At 65.2% G+C, this 17,704-nt stretch carries 18 protein-coding genes; 14 read left to right on the top strand and 4 right to left on the bottom strand.

Annotated elements, in window-relative coordinates; all coding sequences use genetic code 11:
• Positions 1–321: 321 nt before the first annotated feature.
• Together AC5JJ6_RS16085 and AC5JJ6_RS16080 are read right to left on the bottom strand one after the other, a co-directional pair.
• The gene (locus AC5JJ6_RS16085) at positions 322–756 is read right to left on the bottom strand and encodes a recombinase family protein (RefSeq protein ID WP_496043025.1); all 435 of its coding nucleotides are present in this window, start codon (positions 754–756) and stop codon (positions 322–324) included.
• Positions 757–1,018: 262 nt separating this feature from the next.
• Positions 1,019–1,387, bottom strand: coding sequence for a hypothetical protein (locus AC5JJ6_RS16080; protein WP_496043024.1), 369 nt, complete (start codon positions 1,385–1,387; stop codon positions 1,019–1,021).
• 267 nt (positions 1,388–1,654) lie between these two features.
• Between AC5JJ6_RS16080 and AC5JJ6_RS16075 the strand changes: the two genes are divergently transcribed.
• The 10 genes from AC5JJ6_RS16075 (at position 1,655) to AC5JJ6_RS16030 (ending at position 12,198) form a co-directional block, all read left to right on the top strand.
• Positions 1,655–2,842: a carbohydrate kinase family protein gene (locus AC5JJ6_RS16075; RefSeq protein ID WP_496043023.1), complete on the top strand. Its 1,188-nt coding sequence runs from the start codon at positions 1,655–1,657 to the stop codon at positions 2,840–2,842.
• Positions 2,843–2,850: 8 nt separating this feature from the next.
• Positions 2,851–3,609, top strand: a complete 759-nt coding sequence (locus AC5JJ6_RS16070; protein WP_044432869.1) for an ATP-binding cassette domain-containing protein — start codon at positions 2,851–2,853, stop codon at positions 3,607–3,609.
• A 64-nt stretch (positions 3,610–3,673) separates the two neighbouring features.
• Complete coding sequence (locus AC5JJ6_RS16065; RefSeq protein ID WP_496043022.1) at positions 3,674–4,657, top strand: autoinducer 2 ABC transporter substrate-binding protein; 984 nt, start codon at positions 3,674–3,676, stop codon at positions 4,655–4,657.
• A gap of 10 nt (positions 4,658–4,667) precedes the next feature.
• Positions 4,668–5,639 carry an ABC transporter permease gene (locus tag AC5JJ6_RS16060; protein ID WP_496043021.1) on the top strand — a complete coding sequence of 324 codons (972 nt, stop codon included), beginning with the start codon at positions 4,668–4,670 and terminating at the stop codon, positions 5,637–5,639.
• 1 nt (position 5,640) lies between these two features.
• Positions 5,641–6,648, top strand: coding sequence for an ABC transporter permease (locus AC5JJ6_RS16055; protein WP_496043020.1), 1,008 nt, complete (start codon positions 5,641–5,643; stop codon positions 6,646–6,648).
• The gene (locus AC5JJ6_RS16050; protein WP_496043019.1) at positions 6,645–7,574 is read left to right on the top strand and encodes a carbohydrate kinase family protein; all 930 of its coding nucleotides are present in this window, start codon (positions 6,645–6,647) and stop codon (positions 7,572–7,574) included. The genes AC5JJ6_RS16055 and AC5JJ6_RS16050 overlap by 4 nt, the downstream gene beginning before the upstream one ends.
• The gene (locus AC5JJ6_RS16045) at positions 7,567–8,553 is read left to right on the top strand and encodes an eIF2B alpha/beta/delta subunit family protein (protein ID WP_496043018.1); all 987 of its coding nucleotides are present in this window, start codon (positions 7,567–7,569) and stop codon (positions 8,551–8,553) included. Before AC5JJ6_RS16050 ends, AC5JJ6_RS16045 begins: the two co-directional genes overlap by 8 nt.
• A 2-nt stretch (positions 8,554–8,555) precedes the next feature.
• Positions 8,556–9,590 carry an SIS domain-containing protein gene (locus AC5JJ6_RS16040; protein ID WP_496043017.1) on the top strand — a complete coding sequence of 345 codons (1,035 nt, stop codon included), beginning with the start codon at positions 8,556–8,558 and terminating at the stop codon, positions 9,588–9,590.
• A gap of 89 nt (positions 9,591–9,679) precedes the next feature.
• Positions 9,680–10,906, top strand: a complete 1,227-nt coding sequence (locus AC5JJ6_RS16035; RefSeq protein WP_496043016.1) for a YbfB/YjiJ family MFS transporter — start codon at positions 9,680–9,682, stop codon at positions 10,904–10,906.
• A 230-nt stretch (positions 10,907–11,136) separates the two neighbouring features.
• Positions 11,137–12,198: a hypothetical protein gene (locus AC5JJ6_RS16030; RefSeq protein WP_496043015.1), complete on the top strand. Its 1,062-nt coding sequence runs from the start codon at positions 11,137–11,139 to the stop codon at positions 12,196–12,198.
• A gap of 341 nt (positions 12,199–12,539) precedes the next feature.
• Here the strand turns inward: AC5JJ6_RS16030 and AC5JJ6_RS16025 are convergent, their stop codons facing one another.
• The gene (locus AC5JJ6_RS16025; RefSeq protein WP_496043014.1) at positions 12,540–12,713 is read right to left on the bottom strand and encodes a hypothetical protein; all 174 of its coding nucleotides are present in this window, start codon (positions 12,711–12,713) and stop codon (positions 12,540–12,542) included.
• A 303-nt stretch (positions 12,714–13,016) separates the two neighbouring features.
• On the opposite strand from AC5JJ6_RS16025, the gene AC5JJ6_RS16020 reads away from it, so the two are divergent.
• Complete coding sequence (locus AC5JJ6_RS16020) at positions 13,017–13,949, top strand: sensor histidine kinase (RefSeq protein ID WP_496043013.1); 933 nt, start codon at positions 13,017–13,019, stop codon at positions 13,947–13,949.
• Between the two features lie 45 nt (positions 13,950–13,994).
• Here the strand turns inward: AC5JJ6_RS16020 and AC5JJ6_RS16015 are convergent, their stop codons facing one another.
• Positions 13,995–14,759, bottom strand: coding sequence for a phosphatase PAP2 family protein (locus tag AC5JJ6_RS16015; protein ID WP_496043012.1), 765 nt, complete (start codon positions 14,757–14,759; stop codon positions 13,995–13,997).
• Positions 14,760–15,289: 530 nt separating this feature from the next.
• Between AC5JJ6_RS16015 and rsgA the strand changes: the two genes are divergently transcribed.
• The 3 genes from rsgA (at position 15,290) to AC5JJ6_RS16000 (ending at position 17,404) form a co-directional block, all read left to right on the top strand.
• Positions 15,290–16,360 (top strand): ribosome small subunit-dependent GTPase A, encoded by a 1,071-nt coding sequence (gene rsgA / locus AC5JJ6_RS16010; RefSeq protein ID WP_496043011.1) that lies wholly within the window; start codon positions 15,290–15,292, stop codon positions 16,358–16,360.
• 379 nt (positions 16,361–16,739) lie between these two features.
• Entirely contained in the window at positions 16,740–16,985 is a 246-nt protein-coding gene (locus AC5JJ6_RS16005; RefSeq protein ID WP_496043010.1) for a FitA-like ribbon-helix-helix domain-containing protein, read from the top strand.
• Complete coding sequence (locus AC5JJ6_RS16000) at positions 16,985–17,404, top strand: type II toxin-antitoxin system VapC family toxin (RefSeq protein WP_496043026.1); 420 nt, start codon at positions 16,985–16,987, stop codon at positions 17,402–17,404. Before AC5JJ6_RS16005 ends, AC5JJ6_RS16000 begins: the two co-directional genes overlap by 1 nt.
• The last annotated feature ends 300 nt before the right edge of the window (positions 17,405–17,704 follow it).

The following is a 17,704-nucleotide window of genomic DNA, read 5'->3' as shown; positions in this document are numbered from 1 at the left end:
TGCCATTACGGGGTGGTTAATTGAGATCACGCAAACGAATCTTTTTTTAGAAAAATATTACGGTTTTTAACTATTAATGTATACCTTTTCGCCTAAGTTGATATATCGAAAGTACTTCATATTAACTTTCACCAATTTTCCGATCCAGTTACCGTTGTGCAGAATGCAAATGATGCAACGCAAGATTTTCGCAATTTGCTGGGGTTCCGTTAGGTTTCGCGCCAGCTTGCCGTTGAACGGGTAATCGGGGTACAGCAGCTTCCCTAATGAGGGATTCTTTTGCTCAAAGGTACGTAAAACGACACGGTCCGAGGCCGCCGTTCAGGCCTGATGTTGAAGTTGCCGGATGCGATCCGGCGGGAAATACCGGTAGAAGGCCGTCCTCCCGATCCCGAGGCGATCAATGACATCGCCGACAAACGGGTAGTTCATCGTGTCCTTGAGCATCGTCTCGGCGACGCGGATGCCTTCCTTGTCCAACACCGGCGGCCGCCCGCCCCTGCGTCCCCGCTTTAGGGCCGCCGCGAGGCCCGCCCTGGTGTTCTCGACGATCAGTTCACGCTGAAACTCATCGAAAGCGGCCGTGATATAGAAGAACAGCCCCCCTGGCATACTGGTGTCGATGTTGCGTGTCAGCACTTTAAGGGCTTGTTTCCTTTGTTCGCGTTCGCTGGCAGATCTCGATGATCTGCTTAAGGGATCGCGCCAGCCGGGAGGTAACTGCTCACCATGGTGCGTAAATGGCTGATTGGCCATGATGGGCCACTTTGGGATGACTGGGTTATGGAAAACTCTTGACGGGTTTGTCGCGGCATGATTCAACAGTGGGATGGTTAGCATTCCTGACCTGAGCCGCCTGAGCGGAGCCGAGAAGGACGCGCTGATCCTGGCGCTTCTGGAGCGGCGGCAAAATGACTTTCATTTTGCGAACCGAAACGATTTTAAATAAAACTACCATCGGAGAGGATTGCGGCACTGCCGCCGAGACCCGCAATCCCCACCGACGGCGTGCCGCCCGTCAGCCGGCCGGCCTGGAACCCCGCACCGGATCGTGCCGCCCCAGGATATCGCGGACCTCCTGTGCCCTGTCGTCGTTGACCTGACCGATCACCAGCACGGCGCCCTGCCGGACGTCGTTCATATACGCTTCGGCCTCGTCCTCCGGCACGCCGAGGCGGTTGAGCATGCCGACTTCCGTCGTCTCGCCGCCGTACTGGCGCTTGGAGCTTTCCATCGGGTTCGTCCCGGCGGCTTCGTTGCCCCAGACTTCGCTGCTGTCGCCGAAAATCCAGAATTCGTTCCGGAAGCCGGCGTCGTAAAGCTCCTTGAGGACCTGACGCGACGTGGTGGTGTCCTTGAAAAGGGTAACGGTGGTTTCGATGCTCACGATCGTCTCCTGAAGGGCTGCAAGCCGCAGAAAGTCGAAGTGCAACAGGAGACGCAGGCCATGGTTCCGCCGGCAGCGGATCCATTCCGTTGAAAAATATTCAAGCTCAACTCCGCGTTTGGCAACCGCAACGAAAACATGCAAACGGTTCATTCGAAAGGCATATTTTTTTAGTTTTCCGAGGCCGATTCCGGCTTGAAGGTTATACATATCCCGATATGATTGAAACGCTTCAATATCCCTTTGCAACAGCGTGGATCGCCCGGGATGGCTCACAAGCGCCCTACGATAGCCGACGTGGCGCGGACCGCCGGCGTTTCGATCGGGACCGTTTCCAATGCGATCAACTATCCCGAAAAGGTCCGCCCTGAAAAGCTGGCACGGATCGAAGCGGCTATCGAGCGGCTCAACTACCGGCCCAGCGCCGTGGCGCGTTTCCTCCCCGGCGGGGCCGCCGCCCGCCGCCCTCCCGACCGCCTCCACCTGCCGCGCCTGATCTCCGTCGGCTATATCAGCGTCGATTACGTCTGCCGCGTCGGCGTCCTGCCTCACCGTGACGACCGGATCACGGCCGACCACATCGAAAAGGCCTTGGGCGGCCCCGCCGCCAATGTCGCGGTGGCGGCCGCCGGCGTCGGTTCGCAGTTCGAACTCGACGTGGAACTGGCGACGGCGGTGGGCGAGGACCCCGACAGCGATTGGGCGCTGGCGGAACTGGCGCAGCGCGGGGTCCACGCGCTGACGATCCGCCGGCCCTTCAACAACCGGCTGTCGCGCTGCGTCGTCATCGTCGAAGCCAATGGCAGCCGCACCATCATCAACGAACCGTTCGAGCTGAGCGAGATCGACCTGACCGCCCATCTCGCCGTGACGGCCGAAAGCCGTCCCTGCTGCCTGCATATCGAAGGCTACCACTACGAACGGATGCTGGGGTCCGTCGGGCGTTTCCATGACGCGGGCTGGAAGGTCAGCCTGCATACGACCGGCCTGCCGGCCAGTTCCCGGACGCCCGAAGCCTTCGCCGGCCTGGTCCGGGCGATCGACCTCGTCTTCGTCAACGACGTGACGCTGCGCGACATCTTCACCCTGCGCACCTCGGTCGCGACGATGATCGACAACCTGGAGGCCTGGCTCCACGCCATCGGTCCGCGCGCCGACGTCGTCGTGACGATGGGAGAACTGGGCGCCGTGGTGTTTCCGAAGGACGACAGCGCCCTGATCTTCGTCCCGGCGCTGGCGGTCGACGTGGTGGACGCCACCGGGGCCGGCGACACCTTCGCCGGCGTCTTCCTGTCCCTCTGGCTGCACGGGGCATCCCTGGGCGAAGCGGCGCAGCACGCCGCGGTGGCCGCCAGCCTGACGACCACCGCGGAAGGGGCGCAGGGCCGCATCTCCTCGGCGGACGAGATCAGAGCCGAACTGGAACGGATGGCCCCCGAAGAAGCGGAGGCTTGACCAAGGCCATGACCATGCTTTTCGAAATGACCGGGATCGTCAAGCGCTTCGGCGGTCTGGTCGCCCTCGACCGGGTGGACTTCGCCGTGGCCGAGGGCGAGGTGATGGCCCTGGTCGGCGACAACGGCGCCGGCAAATCGACCCTGATCAAGACCATGTCGGGCGCCCACATCCCCGACGCCGGCGAGATCCGCATGGCCGGCCAGCCGGTCCGCTTCCGCTCGCCCCAGGACGCCTGGCGAAGCGGCATCGCGACGATCTACCAGGAACTGGCGCTGGCCGGGAAGATGACCGTCGCCGACAACATCTTCCTGGGCCGGGAGATCCGCCGCCCGATCCTCGGCATTCCCTTCCTCGACCGGCCGGCGATGCGACGCCGCACGGCGGAACTGCTGAGCCAGCTCGACGTCCACGTCCCCAGCCTCGACAGCTGGGTGGAAACGATGTCGGGCGGCCAGCGCCAAGGCGTCGCCATCGCCCGCGCGCTCAACATGGACGCCCGCCTGATCATCATGGACGAACCGACGGCGGCCTTGGCCGTGGCCGAAGTCCGCAAGGTGCTGGATTTCGTGCGCAGGCTGCGCAGCCAGAACAAGTCCGTCGTCCTGATCTCCCATAACATCCAGGACGTCTTCGCCGTCTCCGACCGCATCTCCGTCATGCGCCACGGCCGCCGCATCGCGGTGCGCGAAACCGCTACGACCACGCCGGAAGAGATCATCGGCCTGATCACCGGCGCCAGCGAAGTCCGGGCGGCCGCCTCCTGACGCCTGAAGCCTCCCGACACCCGATCCCCCCGCCAACGCCGCCTTCCCCAAGGGAGACAACCCGATGAAAACGGTCCTGAAAGCAGCAGTCCTGGGAATGGTCACCGCCGCCTCCCTGATGGGCACGGCCTCCGCCGCCGACACCCGCGTCGCCTTCGTCCCGCAGATCCAGGGCATCCCCTATTACGTCGCGATGGAGGAAGGCGCCGAGGCGGCTGCCAGGAAGTTCGGCGTCGACTACGTCCAGCAGGGACCGACCTCGACCAACTCGGCCGACCAGCTCCGCATCTTCGACAGCTTCGTCAACCAGGGCTTCAACGTCGTCGCCGTCTCCCCCGTCGATGTCGAGACGCTGAAGCCGGCCATCGCCCGCGCCAAGGCCCAGGGCGTCCACGTCATCACCTCCGATGCCGACGCCCCCGGCAGCGCCCGCGACTTCTACGTGGCGCAGGCGCGCGACCAGGACCTCGGCTTTACGATCCTGGACGAGATGGTCAAGCGGGTCGGCGAGGACGCCAAGGTCGCCATCATCTCCGACGCGCCGACGATCCAGAGCCTCAACAACTGGATCGACGCGATCAAGCAGCGCGCCTCGGCCAAGTACCCCAAGCTCCGGATCGTCTCGGTCGACCATACCGACGGCACCGCCGCCCGCGCTTTCCAGTTCGCGACCGACGCGATGACCCGCAACCCCGACCTCAAGGGCATCATCGGCATCGCGTCCACCACCTGTCCCGGCATCGCCCAGGCGGTCGAGGCGTCCGGCCGGAGCGGCGAGATCGTGGCGACCGGCTACTGCTCGCCCAACACCGTGCGCGACTACGTGAAGAGCGGCGCCATGACCTATTCGGTGCTGTGGAACCCGTCCGACCTCGGCTACCTGACGGTCTGGGCCGCGAAGCAACTGTCCGAAGGCAAGTCCTTTCCGGACAAGGTGCAGGTCGAAGGCCTCAAGAACGAGGCGACCTGGCTGCCCGCCGACAAGATCCTGCTGCTCGGCCCGCCGATGGTCTTCACGGCGGACAACATCGACCAGTTCAAGTTCTGATATGGCGCAGGTGACCGGCCTTCTCCCGCCCCTCCGGCTGGCCTCCCCGACCGCGACGCGGGAGCTGGTGCTGTTCGCCGCCATCCTGATCGTCGGCGCCGGCTTCTCGCTGGCGTCGCCGTATTTCCTGACGGTCGTCAACCTCGTCCAGACGCTGCGCGCCGGGCTGGAACTGGCCATCGTCAGCGCCGGCATGACGCTGGTCATCATCATGGGCGGCATCGACGTCAGCGTCGGCGGGATCATGGCGGTGTCGGCGATCCTGATCGGCAAGTCGTATCAGGCAGGATTGTCGTCGTGGTTCGTCGTGCCCATCGGCCTCGCGTCCGGGACGCTGCTGGGAGCCTGGAACGGCTTCCTCACCACCAAGCTGCGGGTGCCGCCGATCATCGCCACGCTGGGGTCGATGTATATCTTCTCCGCGATCATGTTCCTGGTGATCGGCGGCGCCTGGATCTCCGGCCTGCCCGGGACGCTGTCGCCGCTGGTCAACGGCAAGGTCGTCGGCATCCCCGCCTCGCTGCTGGTGATCCTGACCGTCTACGGGCTGTGCTGGGTGCTGCTGCGCCAGCTTCCCTACGGCCGGCACCTCTACGCCATCGGCTGCGGCGAGCAGTCGGCCAAGCTGGTCGGCATAAACGTGGACCGCACCAAGATCGCGGCCTACGCGATCCTGGGCCTGCTGGCCGGCTTCGCGGCCCTGCTCTACGTGGCGCGGCTGCGCAACGTCGAGATCAACATCGGGACCACGGTGGCGCTGGAAGCCATCGCCGCGACCATTCTGGGCGGCACCAGCATCCGCGGAGGGGTCGGCAGCCTGCTGGGAACGCTGCTGGGCGTGGTCTTCATCCGGATCGTCCAGAACGGCCTGGTCCTGATCGGCGTCTCCTCCCTGTGGGAAACCGTCATCATCGGCGGCCTGCTGATCGTCGTGCTGACCGCCGACGCGCTGGGCAACCGCAATAATCGCAGAGACGCCTGAAATGACCTCTTCCGCCACCGGGACAACGACCGCCGGCTCGCTCCTCCACCGCCTGCAAGGCGATCCGCTCCAGGCCCGCCTGCTTCTGCTGCTGGGTCTCTGGGTCGTCTCCCTCGTCGCGATGAGCCTGCTGTCGCCCTATTTCCTCCAGGCGCGCACCGTTCCCTATCTGCTTCAGTACATCCCGATCCTGGGCCTGCTCGGGCTCGGCCAGACGCTCGTCATCCTGGGCGGCGGTCCCGGCATCGACCTGTCGGTCGGTTCCATCGTCTCGCTGGTCGGCGTCTTCACCGGGGCGCTGGTGGCGGCCGGGATCGGCGTCTGGCCCGCCAGCGCCGCCGGCATCCTGCTCGGCGCCGGCCTCGGCTTCGTCAACGGCTTCCTCGTCAACGTCCTGCGCATCCCGTCGCTGATGGCGACGCTGGCGGCCATGTTCGCGTTCGGCGGGCTGGCGCTGGCCTCGACCGGCGGGCGGCCGATCGGCGGCTTCCCGGAGGAGTTCGGCTGGCTGGGCCAGGGAACGACGTTCGGGATGCCCAACGCCTTCCTGTTCGTCCTGCTGCCAGCCGCCCTGGTGCTGCACGTCATGCTGACCCGCACCGTGACCGGCCGGCACATCGTCGCCTGCGGCAACGACGACCGCGCCGCCCATCTCGCCGGGCTGAACGTCACCCGGATCAGGATCGGCCTCTATGTGCTCAGCGGCGTGCTGGCCGCGGTCGGCAGCGTGATCTCCCTGTCGTGGTTCCTCGCGGCCAGGCCCGACGCCGGGCGCGGAATGGAGCTTCTGTCGGTCACGATCGCGGTGCTGGGCGGAACGCATATCGTCGGCGGCACCGGCGGCATCCCCGGCACCATCGTCGCGATCCTGATCGTGACGACGCTCCAGATCGGGCTGCAACTCGCCAATATCTCGGCCGCGTGGCAGCTGGGACTGATCGGCGTCCTGCTGATCGCCTCCGTCTCGACCACCGGCGTCTTCCGGCGGTTCCGGGGGATGGGATCTTGATCGCGGCGCCGGATGTGCTCTGCGTCGGCGACCTCGACCTCGACCTGTTCGTTTCCGTCCCCGCGATCCCCGGCTTCGACCAGAAGGTCGGCGGCCGCCACCTGGGCCAGATGCCGGGAGGGATGTCGGCCAACTCCGCCGTCGCCTTCACCCGCCTGGGCCGCCCGGCTCGCCTGATGGCCGCGATCGGCGACGACGCGGGCGGCGGCGAAGCGCTGATGAAGGTCGCGGCGGAGGGTGTCGACGTCAGCCACGTCGTCTGCCGCTCGGGCCTCAACAGCTTCATGTGCGTCGTCCTGCTCTCCCCCTCGGGCGAGAAATCGCTGATCCGGCTGGAGACGGACGCCTATCTCCCCAGGGTCGCCGACATCGTTCCCGCCGTCTTCGACGGCATCCGCCACGTCCACGTCACCTATGGCGACGCCGACCTGACGGAGTACGTCCTGCGTCAGGCTCGCGGCCGGGGCATCACGGCGTCGCTCGACCTGGAACCGCCCGACATCCAGCGCGCCCCGGCCCGCCTCGCCCCGGTGCTGGGACTGGTCGATACCCTCTTCGTCAACCGCGAAGCCTGGGTGTCCGCCGCCGAGGCGCTCGGCGTCCCGCTCGCCCCGGCGATGCTGAAGCAGGGCGACGGCGAGATCGTCGTGACGATGGGCGCCGACGGCTGCCGCCACATCTGCGCCGCCGGCCAGACCGCGGCGCCCGGCATCGTGCTGGACGCCATCGACACCACCGGAGCCGGCGACTGCTTCGCGGCGGCCTACATCGCGGCCAAGATGGAGGGCGCCGCCCTGCCCGGCCGCCTCCGCTTCGCCAACGCCGCCGCCGCCCTGGCGACTCTGGATTACGGCGCCCAGTCCGCCATGCCCCGGCGCCGGGACGTCGAAGAGTTTCTTGAATCGGAGGGACAGACCCATGCCTGAGCGCCGTTTCGAGCATGTCGAGGAGCTGAAGGCCGCCGGCCTCACTCCCCCGGACGAAGCTACCCTCCACTTCCTCTGGCAGATCGTGGACGAGGGCGTGCTCGGCGCCAGCCGCCACGTGGCGCTGGGCAACGAGTTGCTGCTCCACATCCTGGACACGGTGCCCAACTGCTGGGAGGCCCTGCTGCGCGCCCGCATGGCGGCCTGCTTCATCGCCCGCACCCGCGGCCACGATACGCCGGTGATCGGCAACAGCCTGAAGCTCCTGCTGGCGGGGCTGGACGACATCCCCGAAGCCGGACGCGCCGCCGAACTGCGCAGCCGCATCGGCAGCTGGAACGAGGAGGCGGCCGCCCGCAAGCGCCGGCTGGTCGCCTCGGCGGTCGCCCATCTGGCGCATGTCCGGGGCGTCATGGCCTTCGACTATTCCAGCACCGTTTCGTCCATCGTCCTTGCCATGGCCGCCGCCAACCGCTCGCTCACCGTCGTCGTGCCCGAAAGCCGGACGATCTCAGGCGGCGCCCGCTACCTGGAAGAGTTCATTCCCGCAGGCTTGACCGTCCGCTACCTGCCGGACGCCGCTGTCGAGTACGGCCTGGGCTTCTGCGACGCCGCCCTGTTCGGCGTCGAGACGCTGCGGAGCGACGGCAGCTTCCTGAACACCATCGGCAGCCGGATGATCGCGAAGCTGGCCCGCCTCCAGGGCAGCGAGGTCTATGGCTGCACCGACCTGCTCAAGCTGGACCTCCGCAGCTATTCCGGCTGGCGCCCCGCCCCGGCGCTGCGGTCCTACGACAAGCCCCTGCTCACCGGCCTGACGCTGCCCGGCCCCGGCTATGCCGTGACGACCGCGCCCGAGCTCGAAGTCATCCCGCCCGACCTGACCACCGCGATCCTGACCGAGCACGGCGCCGTACCGCCCCAGGCGATCTGGTCGCTGGGCCGCGAGACCTTCCCGACCGGAAACGCTGGAGCCTGACGATGAACGACGTGATGAGGCGGGAAATCGCCGCGCAGGCCGGAATCCTGGCGGATTGCCTGGAGCCCCTGAGCGCGCGCATCGGCGGCATCCCCCGCCCCGAGGGCTGGATCATGGCCGGCGGCTGCGGCGACTCGGCCTTTGCGCCCGTCGCCCTCAAGGGCTTCTTCGACGCGGTCGGCATCCAGCTCGAAGCGACCACCGCGATGCAGCTCGCCGGCTTCACCCGATACGTCCCCGGCGACGCCGTCGTCCTCAGCTCGATCTCCGGCAACACGCGGCGGACGGTGGAAGCGGCCCATGTCGCCCGGGCTTCCGGCGCCCGCGTCGTCGCGGTTACCTGCGGCGAGACCAGCGCGCTCGCGAAGGAAGCCGACGATGTCGTCGTCCTGCCCTTCACGCCGATCTCCCGCGTCACCCCCCACACCCTCGACTACCTCGTGACGGTGGAAGCCCTGGCGATCATGGGCCTGCACTGGATCGGCGAAAGCGCCGATCCGCTCATCGAGCTTTTCGCGCTGATGCCGCGCTGGTCGGAAGCCGCGCGCGATTTCGCGGAGGACGCGGTGTCCGCCATGGACCCGGCCGGAAAGATCTTCCTGCTGGGCGGCGGCCCGGACCTTGCGACCGCCAGTTACGGTGCGGCCAAGTTCCACGAGGCCGGCGGCATCCCGGCCATCGCGGCGGAAACGGAAAACTTCATCCACGGCATGAACTTCATGGCGGAACCGCCGGACAGCCTTTTCGCCGTCGCGACGGCGCCGCTGTCGATCCGGCGCGGCGCGGAGGTCGCGGCCAATTTCCGGTCGTTCCTGAAAAGCACCGCCCTGATAGAGCCGGAACCTTTCGACCAGGGACCGTTCGAGCCGGGCGGCTGGCAATCGGCGCTGGCGGCGCTGCTGTCCACCACCCTCAAGGTGCAGCACCTGTGCCTCGCCTATGCCGACCGCTTCGGCCTCGACGTGACGGCCCCGCGCGCCGGCCGCGACTTCGGTGACCAGCACGCCGAGATCCAGGCACGCATCATGGCCATGTGACGGACGCATTGCCCGCTTCCTTGACGATGCCGGCGAACGGGCGCTTGATCGCGCCCGAGCAAACGTCCGTTACCGTCAAGTCCAGGCCAATGACCGCTTCCGCCAGTTCTCCCGCCGGCCTGTCCATCGCGGTCGTGGCGCTCGCCGGGTCCGTTTCCCTCGCCGTCGCCATGGGTGTGGGGCGCTTCGCCTTCACCCCGCTCCTGCCGATGATGCTGAGGGACGGGACGATCGACATCGCGCAGGGAAGCTGGCTGGCGACCGCCAACTACCTGGGCTATCTGGCCGGCGCCCTGCTGTGCATGGTCCTGCCCCGTTCCTGGTCCGGAGCGGTGATGATCCGCTCCGGCCTGATCGCGACGGTGCTCCTGACGCTCGGCATGGCCTTGCCGCTGCCGGCGCTGTGGCCGCTGCTCAGGTTCCTTGCCGGCGTGGTCAGCGCCGTCGTCTTCGTGTTCACGGCGGGCTGGTGCCTGGCAAGGCTGGCCCGGCTCGGCGCTCCCGCCATGGCCGGGGCCATCTTCACCGGGCCGGGCCTGGGGATAGCATTGTCCGGACTGGCCGCGACGGTCATGGTCGCCGTCCACTGGTCCGCCGCGACCGGCTGGCTGGTCTTCGCCCTGCTGGCCGCCGTCCTCAGCGTCGTGGTCTGGCCCGTCTTCAAGGGCTCCGATCCGGCGGCGCCGCCCGCCCCGGCGACGGCCGCACCCTCTGCGCCATCGGCTGTCGGCGGCGGCGGAACGGCGGAGATGACGGTCTTCACCCTGGCCTACGGGCTGGCCGGCTTCGGCTACATCGTCACCGCGACGTTCCTGCCCGTGATCGCGCGCGAAGCGCTGCCGGGTTCCGTCTGGCTCGACCTGTTCTGGCCGATCCTGGGCCTTGCCGTGGTGGCCGGCGCCCTGCTGACGACGCGCGTGCCCGCCCGGTTCGACGCCCGGCTGGTGCTGGCGGTCTGCTACGCGGTCCAGGGGATCGGCGTGATCCTGACCCTGTTTGTGTCGTCCCTGGCCGGCTTCATCGTCAGCAGCGCCCTGGTCGGGCTGTTCATCACCTCGATCAGCTTCTTCGCGATGCAGGAAGCGCGCCGCCTCCGCCCGCACCACGCCGCGCGCTTCATGGGCCTTCTCACCGCCCTCTACGGCATCGGCCAGATAGCGGGTCCGCCCCTGACCGCAGCACTGCTCGACCGCCTGCCCAGCCGCGCCGAAGGCTTCGGCTGGTCGCTCGGCATCGCGTCGGCGGCCCTCGCCGCCGGAGCCTGCCTCTATGTCGTGATGTATGTCGTCTGGCCCCGCCGCACGGCGCGCGTCTGAAGAAATCGACCCAGATATTGCCGTTCCCGATCAGGGCGTCGAACGGCCGGAGCGTCAGGCTGGGCAAGGCAATCCCATTCGTTCCCGCCCTGGTTGCGAATGGAACGAACCGCCGACATTCCGCTTCTAAAGATAGCATTCAGGATTGGGGTCGACACGCCGGCTCCGTCGCTTATGATCGCCGTTCCGCTTGAGCCGGGCGGACGCGACAGGAGAAAACCGGGGGTCGGATGGCAATAGCGGAGCTACAGCGGATAAGGAACGCCTGTCCCCCGACCGATCCGCTTCACCGGATACTGTCGGCGCTGCTCGCGGCACTGGAGAAGCCGCGGGCCGAAGACCGTTCCCTTGCCGACATAGCCTATTCGTTCTGGTACCTGGGCGACGACGCCCTATGCCGTCACCTGCTGGAGAGCCTTGCCGACTGCGTCCTGTCGCCGGCGGAACTGTCGCAGATCGAAATCCTCGTCGCCACGCGCCATTGGATCGACGGCGGGATCCCCAGGACGCACCAGCTGCTCCAGAAGCAGGTCCGCTTCCTGTCCTCGCGGCCGCAGGCGCGCGAGATATCCTTCATCCAGTCGCTTGGGCGGCATCTCGTCCATCTGCTGAACACCTTCGTGCCCGACCGCTACCGGGCCGCATCCGGAACCGGTGCCGGAACCAGCCGCCGGCGGATCGACTTCATCGGAGATTCGCACGTGCTGGCCGCCGCCAACCTGATCCAGCCGTTCGGCGGGGAAACCTTCCAGGTGCGCGCCCACTACGTACCGGGGGTGAAACTCTGGCACGTGATCCAGGAACCCCGCCCGAAATACGCCGTCGGCATGGACAACGCCGTCGCCGCCCTGGCGGGAAGCCCCAGCTCGTTCGCCGTCTTCTCCGTCGGCGAGATCGACTGCCGCCCCAACGCCGGGTTCTACAACGCCATCCGGCGCGGCGAATACGCCGTCTCGGCCGTTCCGCCCCTGGTCGACCGCTATCTGGACCGCCTGGAAGGCTGGCGCCGGCAAGGTGGTTCGGACCGCGTCGGCATATGGGGCATCCCGGCCCCGCGGGAAGACGTTCTCGACCAGGCCGGAGCCGACAAGGCCCTGGTCCGCGACATCGTCGCCACCGTCAGCGACGCCCTCGCACGGGGCGCCGCCACGCGCGGCTACGTCCTTTTCGACCTGTATGCCCTGACCCAGCACAACGGCTTCGCGGTCGCCGGCCACCACATCGACCACGCCCATGTCGGAAGCCACGTCCTGGGCGCGCTGGCCAAGGACCGCCTTATCCGTAACCTGTAAGCACAGGCCGGCGCCGCTGGGCCTCAGTGATACCAAAGGCCGAAGAAGTTGACCGGTGAAGGTGCTCCTGCCGTAGGTCGGTCTAGAGCGAAGCGGCAGCCGACACAGACGCGCCTGCTTGTCGGCTGCCGCTTCGCTCTAGACCGACCTACGAAGCGAGCCATTCTTACAGGTCAGTCTTTCCGGCTCTTGGCCTGATACCGAGCCTCAGTGCCGCCGAGCCTCAGTGCCGGCTACCGAGATCCTTGGTCTCGTGCATCGCGTACAGGACGGAAGCGCTGAAGGCCAGGAAAGCTCCCACGATCAGCAGCAGATAGAGCACTTCACCCGTGTCCATATCGTCACCCGTTCGCCAAGGTGGACTTGAAGGCGGCAGGCGCTGCCGACGGCACTGTCCGGATGGCCCGCACCACCGCGATCAGGCCGGTCAGGACCAGCCCCGACGCCGCCAGCCCCGAACCCAGGACCAGAAGCCCAAGAACCACGAAAAGCAGCGTCTCCATCTCTACACCCATCGCTTGAAGCGCCTGTCGTCAGGCAGTGGAGACACGCTAAACCCGCACACGATGGAGGGCTTTGACTCAGGTCAAATCAAGCGCCGGGAATGCAGTTCCCCCCGCTCGAAAAAGTGCTATACCACTTTTGATCTAGGTTTGTCGGTTCACGGCCAGTAGCGCCGTATCCAAGGGAAGGGTATAGTTCTGCACCTATTGCTACTTGGTTATAATACTGATAAATACAGGGCATTTATGGAACGGCTTGCCGATATTCTTATTTCTCTGCGGGCGAATAACGCGTTTAAGTATACCTTCTGTGGCGTGGCGTTTCTGCTTGCGCTCTTTATCCGGCTGGCGCTGGACGGCGTATTGCCTCCCGGTTTTCCATTCCTGACCTTCTTTCCAGCGGTCATATTGTCGACGCTGCTCGCCGGCTTGTGGCCCGGTATCGTAAGTGCCGTGGTCTGCGGCCTCGTCGCGCTGTACTTCTTCATCCAACCCTATCATTCGTTCGAACTGGATTACGGCGCCGCCGTCGCGATGACGTTCTATTCCTTCGTCGTCGGCATCGATATCGCACTGATCCACGCGATCACCAGATCCCTGGAACGACTGCGTCAGGAACGCAACCGCAGCGCCGACCTGTCGCGCCGGGCGGAAATCATGTTCGCCGAACTCCAGCACCGGGTTTCCAACAACCTCCAGACCGTCGCCGGCCTGCTGCTCCTCCAGGAAAGCGAAGTCGAGGACCCCAAGGCGAGGCACGCACTTCAGGAAGCCCGCAACCGGATCACCCTCCTGGGGAAACTGCACCGCAAGCTGCACGACTCCAGTCTCGCGACCGTCGACTTCGGCGCCTTCCTGGAGGAACTGTCCCGTGACGTGATCCAGGCGGCGGGCGTGAAGGGCGTCGAATGCGCCGTCAGCACCAACGGCGTGGATGTCTCCCCCCGCCAGTTCATCCCGCTTGCGCTGATCGTGACGGAACTGCTCAGCAACTCCCTGGAGCACGGTTTTGCCGACGGCCGCTGCGGCACCGTCCGGATCGCCTGCGGCAAAGCCGCGACGCCGGGTGAGTTCATCCTGTCGGTGGAAGACGACGGCGCGGGCCTTCCCCCCGGCTTCGACCTGCAAAAGACCAAAAGCCTGGGCCTCTATATCGCCAAATCGCTGGCGCAGCAGATCGGCGGCAAGCTGAGCATGACCAACGATCACGGAACCCGCAGCACACTTCACTTCCCGGCCTTGGCCTGAATGCTTCGGAGGCCGCGGTCACCCCGATGCCTCAGCGACGGAATGTCAATCCAGGGCGGCATCGAAACTCGCTTCACCGGTCACCTTGGATTTCCGGTCCACCTGCACCTCCTTCGAACCCAGGACCTGTGCGGCGCCGGCCAGAAGCCTGCGGGAGTTCTCGAACATCGTCGCCATCTGCAATGTCAGCAGGAATATGCCGGCGAACACCAGTCCCGTATGCCTGAGCTGGACGCGCGCCAGCAGGTTGGGAATCGCCGAGGGCAGCGGTATGCGCATGACCGGTATCATGATCAGGATGCCGACCACGGCGCCGGCGATGATGTCCGATGGATAGTGATATCCCAGATAGATTCGCGGGAAGCAGATGACCACGGTCGTCCAGATATAGGCCGCAATGCCCAGTGCCCGGACCGCGAAGAAGAGCGCCGTCGAGAGTGCGAAGAACATCACCGCATGGTCGCTGGGGAAAGAGCTGAGTTCGACGATGCCGGGCGGATGGTCCCCGAAGGGTTGCAGGAAATCCAGCGTCGGTTCCTGCATCGGACGGAGCCGCCCCGGCAGCAGGTTCTGCATGGCGCGGGCGACGACGATGGCCAGCAGCGTTCCCCCGATACTGCGGAGCGCATGCAGTCCGGGCGCCGCGAAGTTCGGCCCGTTCCGCATCCACACCCACCACAGCAGGCCCATGATCACACCTCCCTTCAGGAGGTGATTGTCCGCGATCACATAGAGGGTCTTGTCGAACGTGAGGTCCAGGTTGCTGAACTGATTCAGCCAGCCGATCACCATCAGGTCGAAAGCTTGCATCGTAAAACCCTTTTACGCCACATACAGAACTAATTTATTTAAAATTACTTTTAACATACTCGTCCATCACTTTGATGTCATATAAACGTAATATTCCCACCCATCCCCAAAGTTGTCCGGGTCTATTCTTTATATGACCTTGACGGTGCCCCGCCTCTTCGGTCCGCTTGCTTTTTGCCCCGCAGGCGGGCGGTTCGCAGCCCGTCGTGGCACCCCCACCCCTCTGTTCCCGGACCCCTTCGTTTCGGCTTGTAGCCGTCGTTTCGCGGTATTATCTTCAATGTGTCCAATTCTCTACCGATCGGAGGATTTTTTGATTGTCGCTGCTTCCGACCTGGCTGAACGGCCGCGTGAGCTGATCCTGCCCCTGTAGGCAATCGCCGAACGTCGGGAAGTCCCGAACGCTTGGTGCGTTCCCGCGTCGGCAAGGATGTGTTCACCGGCCCGATACCAGCCGCAAGAGGGGTGCCCTTGGTGGCGCCTGTGCCTTCTTGTGCCTTCCGTACCCTGTGTACGGATCGGAAGCTTTGGTGAAGACCGAAATGACATCGAAAAATCCTGGTCTGGCCGATCTCGGCTGGACATCCTTCTTTCAGTCCCAGATCTCGGCCGACGACCTTGTCCGCTCTTTCCCTGTTCGCGTTCTGGCGGTTCATCGCGGCCGGCTGTGCGTGGCGGGCGATGGCGGTGAAGCGACGATCCCGCCCTATCTGCGCGACGCCGGGTCCGAGGAAGAGTATCCGACCGTAGGCGACTGGCTTCTGATCGACCGCGATACGCATCGCCTGGATCGCGTGCTGGACCGCGCGAGCCTGTTCAAACGCCGGGCACCGGGAACGGCGCGCAAACCGCAGCTGATCGCGGCCAACATCGACACGCTGTTCATCGTCTCCTCCTGCAACCAGGACTTCAACGTGGCGCGGCTCGAGCGCTATCTGGTCCTGGCGCGGGAAGCGGGTGTCACGCCGATCGTCGTGCTGACCAAGGCCGACCTGACGGACGAGCCCGAGACCTACGCCAAGGCCGCCCGCGCCCTGCGGCGGGGACTGCTGGTCGAAACCGTCAACGCGCTCGATCCCGGCGACATCGCCGCGATCAAGGCGTGGTGCGGTCCGGGGCAGACGGTGGCGCTGATGGGATCGTCCGGCGTCGGCAAATCGACGCTGATCAACACCTTGACGGGTGCTCCCGCGCTCGCGACCCAAGGCATCCGCGACGATGACAGGGGACGGCACACCACCACAGCCCGCTCTCTGCATCGCCTCGGGGAGGGCGGCTGGCTCATCGACACGCCGGGCATGCGGGAGCTGCAACTGACCGATACGGCGGCCGGCGTGGACGAGGTTTTCGAGGACATCGCGGCATTGGCCAAGTCCTGCCGTTTCTCCGACTGCGCGCACGGAGCCGAGCCGGGCTGCGCCGTGCGGGCGGCGGTCGATGCCGGAACGCTGACCCCCGAACGCCTCGCCCGCTGGCGAAAGCTCGCCGCCGAGGAGGCGTTCAACACCGAAACCCTGGCCGAACGCCGCACCCGCACCCGCGCGTTCGGCAAGATGGTTAGGTCGGTGCTGAAGGAGAAAGACAGGATGAAGCGGTCATGAGGAGGCGCAAGGCGTCACCTCTCCAGCAAACCTCGCCCGCGCGCCGGCAGGACCATCAGCGACGACCCCAGCCCTACCAGCAGGAGCGCTCCGACGACCGACATCTATTCTCCGCCGCCGCGATCCCAGGCGCGCCGGCCTTCACCCCCACCCCATGAGCGCGCCTGAAACAAGCCGCGCCCAAACAAAGGTCACGCCCGAAATGCCCCCCGACTCCGCCCCGGAGAAGCGGACGACATCGTCGTCCGCCGCGATGGAACTCGCCTTCGACATCCTCGGTATCCTGAAGGGCAAATCCCTTCTTCAACCATTGTGCAATCATTGCAATCGATGAAATCACCGATTAATCTTCGACGTGCATCTGTGCTCGGAGGAAGCTATGGCCAGCATTACGATCCGGAATCTGGATGACCATCTGAAAGCACGTTTGCGCGTGCGCGCCGCCCATCACGGTCATTCGATGGAAGAGGAGGCGCGGCACATTCTTCGTGCGACGCTGACTGAAGAGCGTCAACCGGCCATGAATTTAAGTGAAAGCATCCGCAGGCGGTTCGCTGCCTTGGGCGGTGTCGATTTGCCGGAACCTGAGCGTGAACCTCTTCGCGATCCGCCAAGATTCGAATGATGATCGTCTTGGACACCAACGTGTTATCCGAAATGATGCGTCCAGCGCCCTTCGAAAGGGTGTTGCACTGGATGGCGGAGCAACCGGCCACAAACCTGTTCACAACGACAATCACACAAGCCGAAATCTTCTTCGGTTTAGCCTTGCTTCCCGAGGGACGACGCCGAAGTAATCTTCTGATCGCAGCAGAGCAGATGTTCACCGAGGATTTTGCCGATCGCGTCCTGACATTCGATACTTCATCGGCCATCGAATTTGCGAGCATCGCCGCAACACGACGCAAGCAAGGACGCCCCACCGGAAATATCGACGCACAAATCGCGGCTATCGCCTTGTCACGTGGGGCTACGCTGGCAACCAGAAATGTAGCGGATTTTCAAGACTGCGGGCTCACGATCATCAATCCTTGGGAGTCATGATCAGGAGAACATAGGGGTGGATTGCATCCCGAAGGCGGGTTCTTCCGCAGCTTGCGTGGAAAGGCGCTGGGTATGCCGACAGTCAACGTGAACCAATGTCATATTGCTCCGATCGCGGCATCCAAGCTGCCGAAAACGGAGAGCCTGTTTGATTTGGAGAGCAAAGTGTTGATTTCCGGCAACTTGGCCGATTGTCGACGTAATATTGGGCCATGGGCCCAACCTACGATGCCATAACCCCGTAGGTTGGGCCCCTGGGCGAGACTGTCAGGAATTTCGTGTGAGGGCGGGCATACTGGG

This window comes from Skermanella sp. (assembly GCF_059503625.1).
The sequence above is the reverse complement of the archived record's forward strand: the minus strand, read 5'-3'. Positions and strand labels throughout refer to the sequence as shown.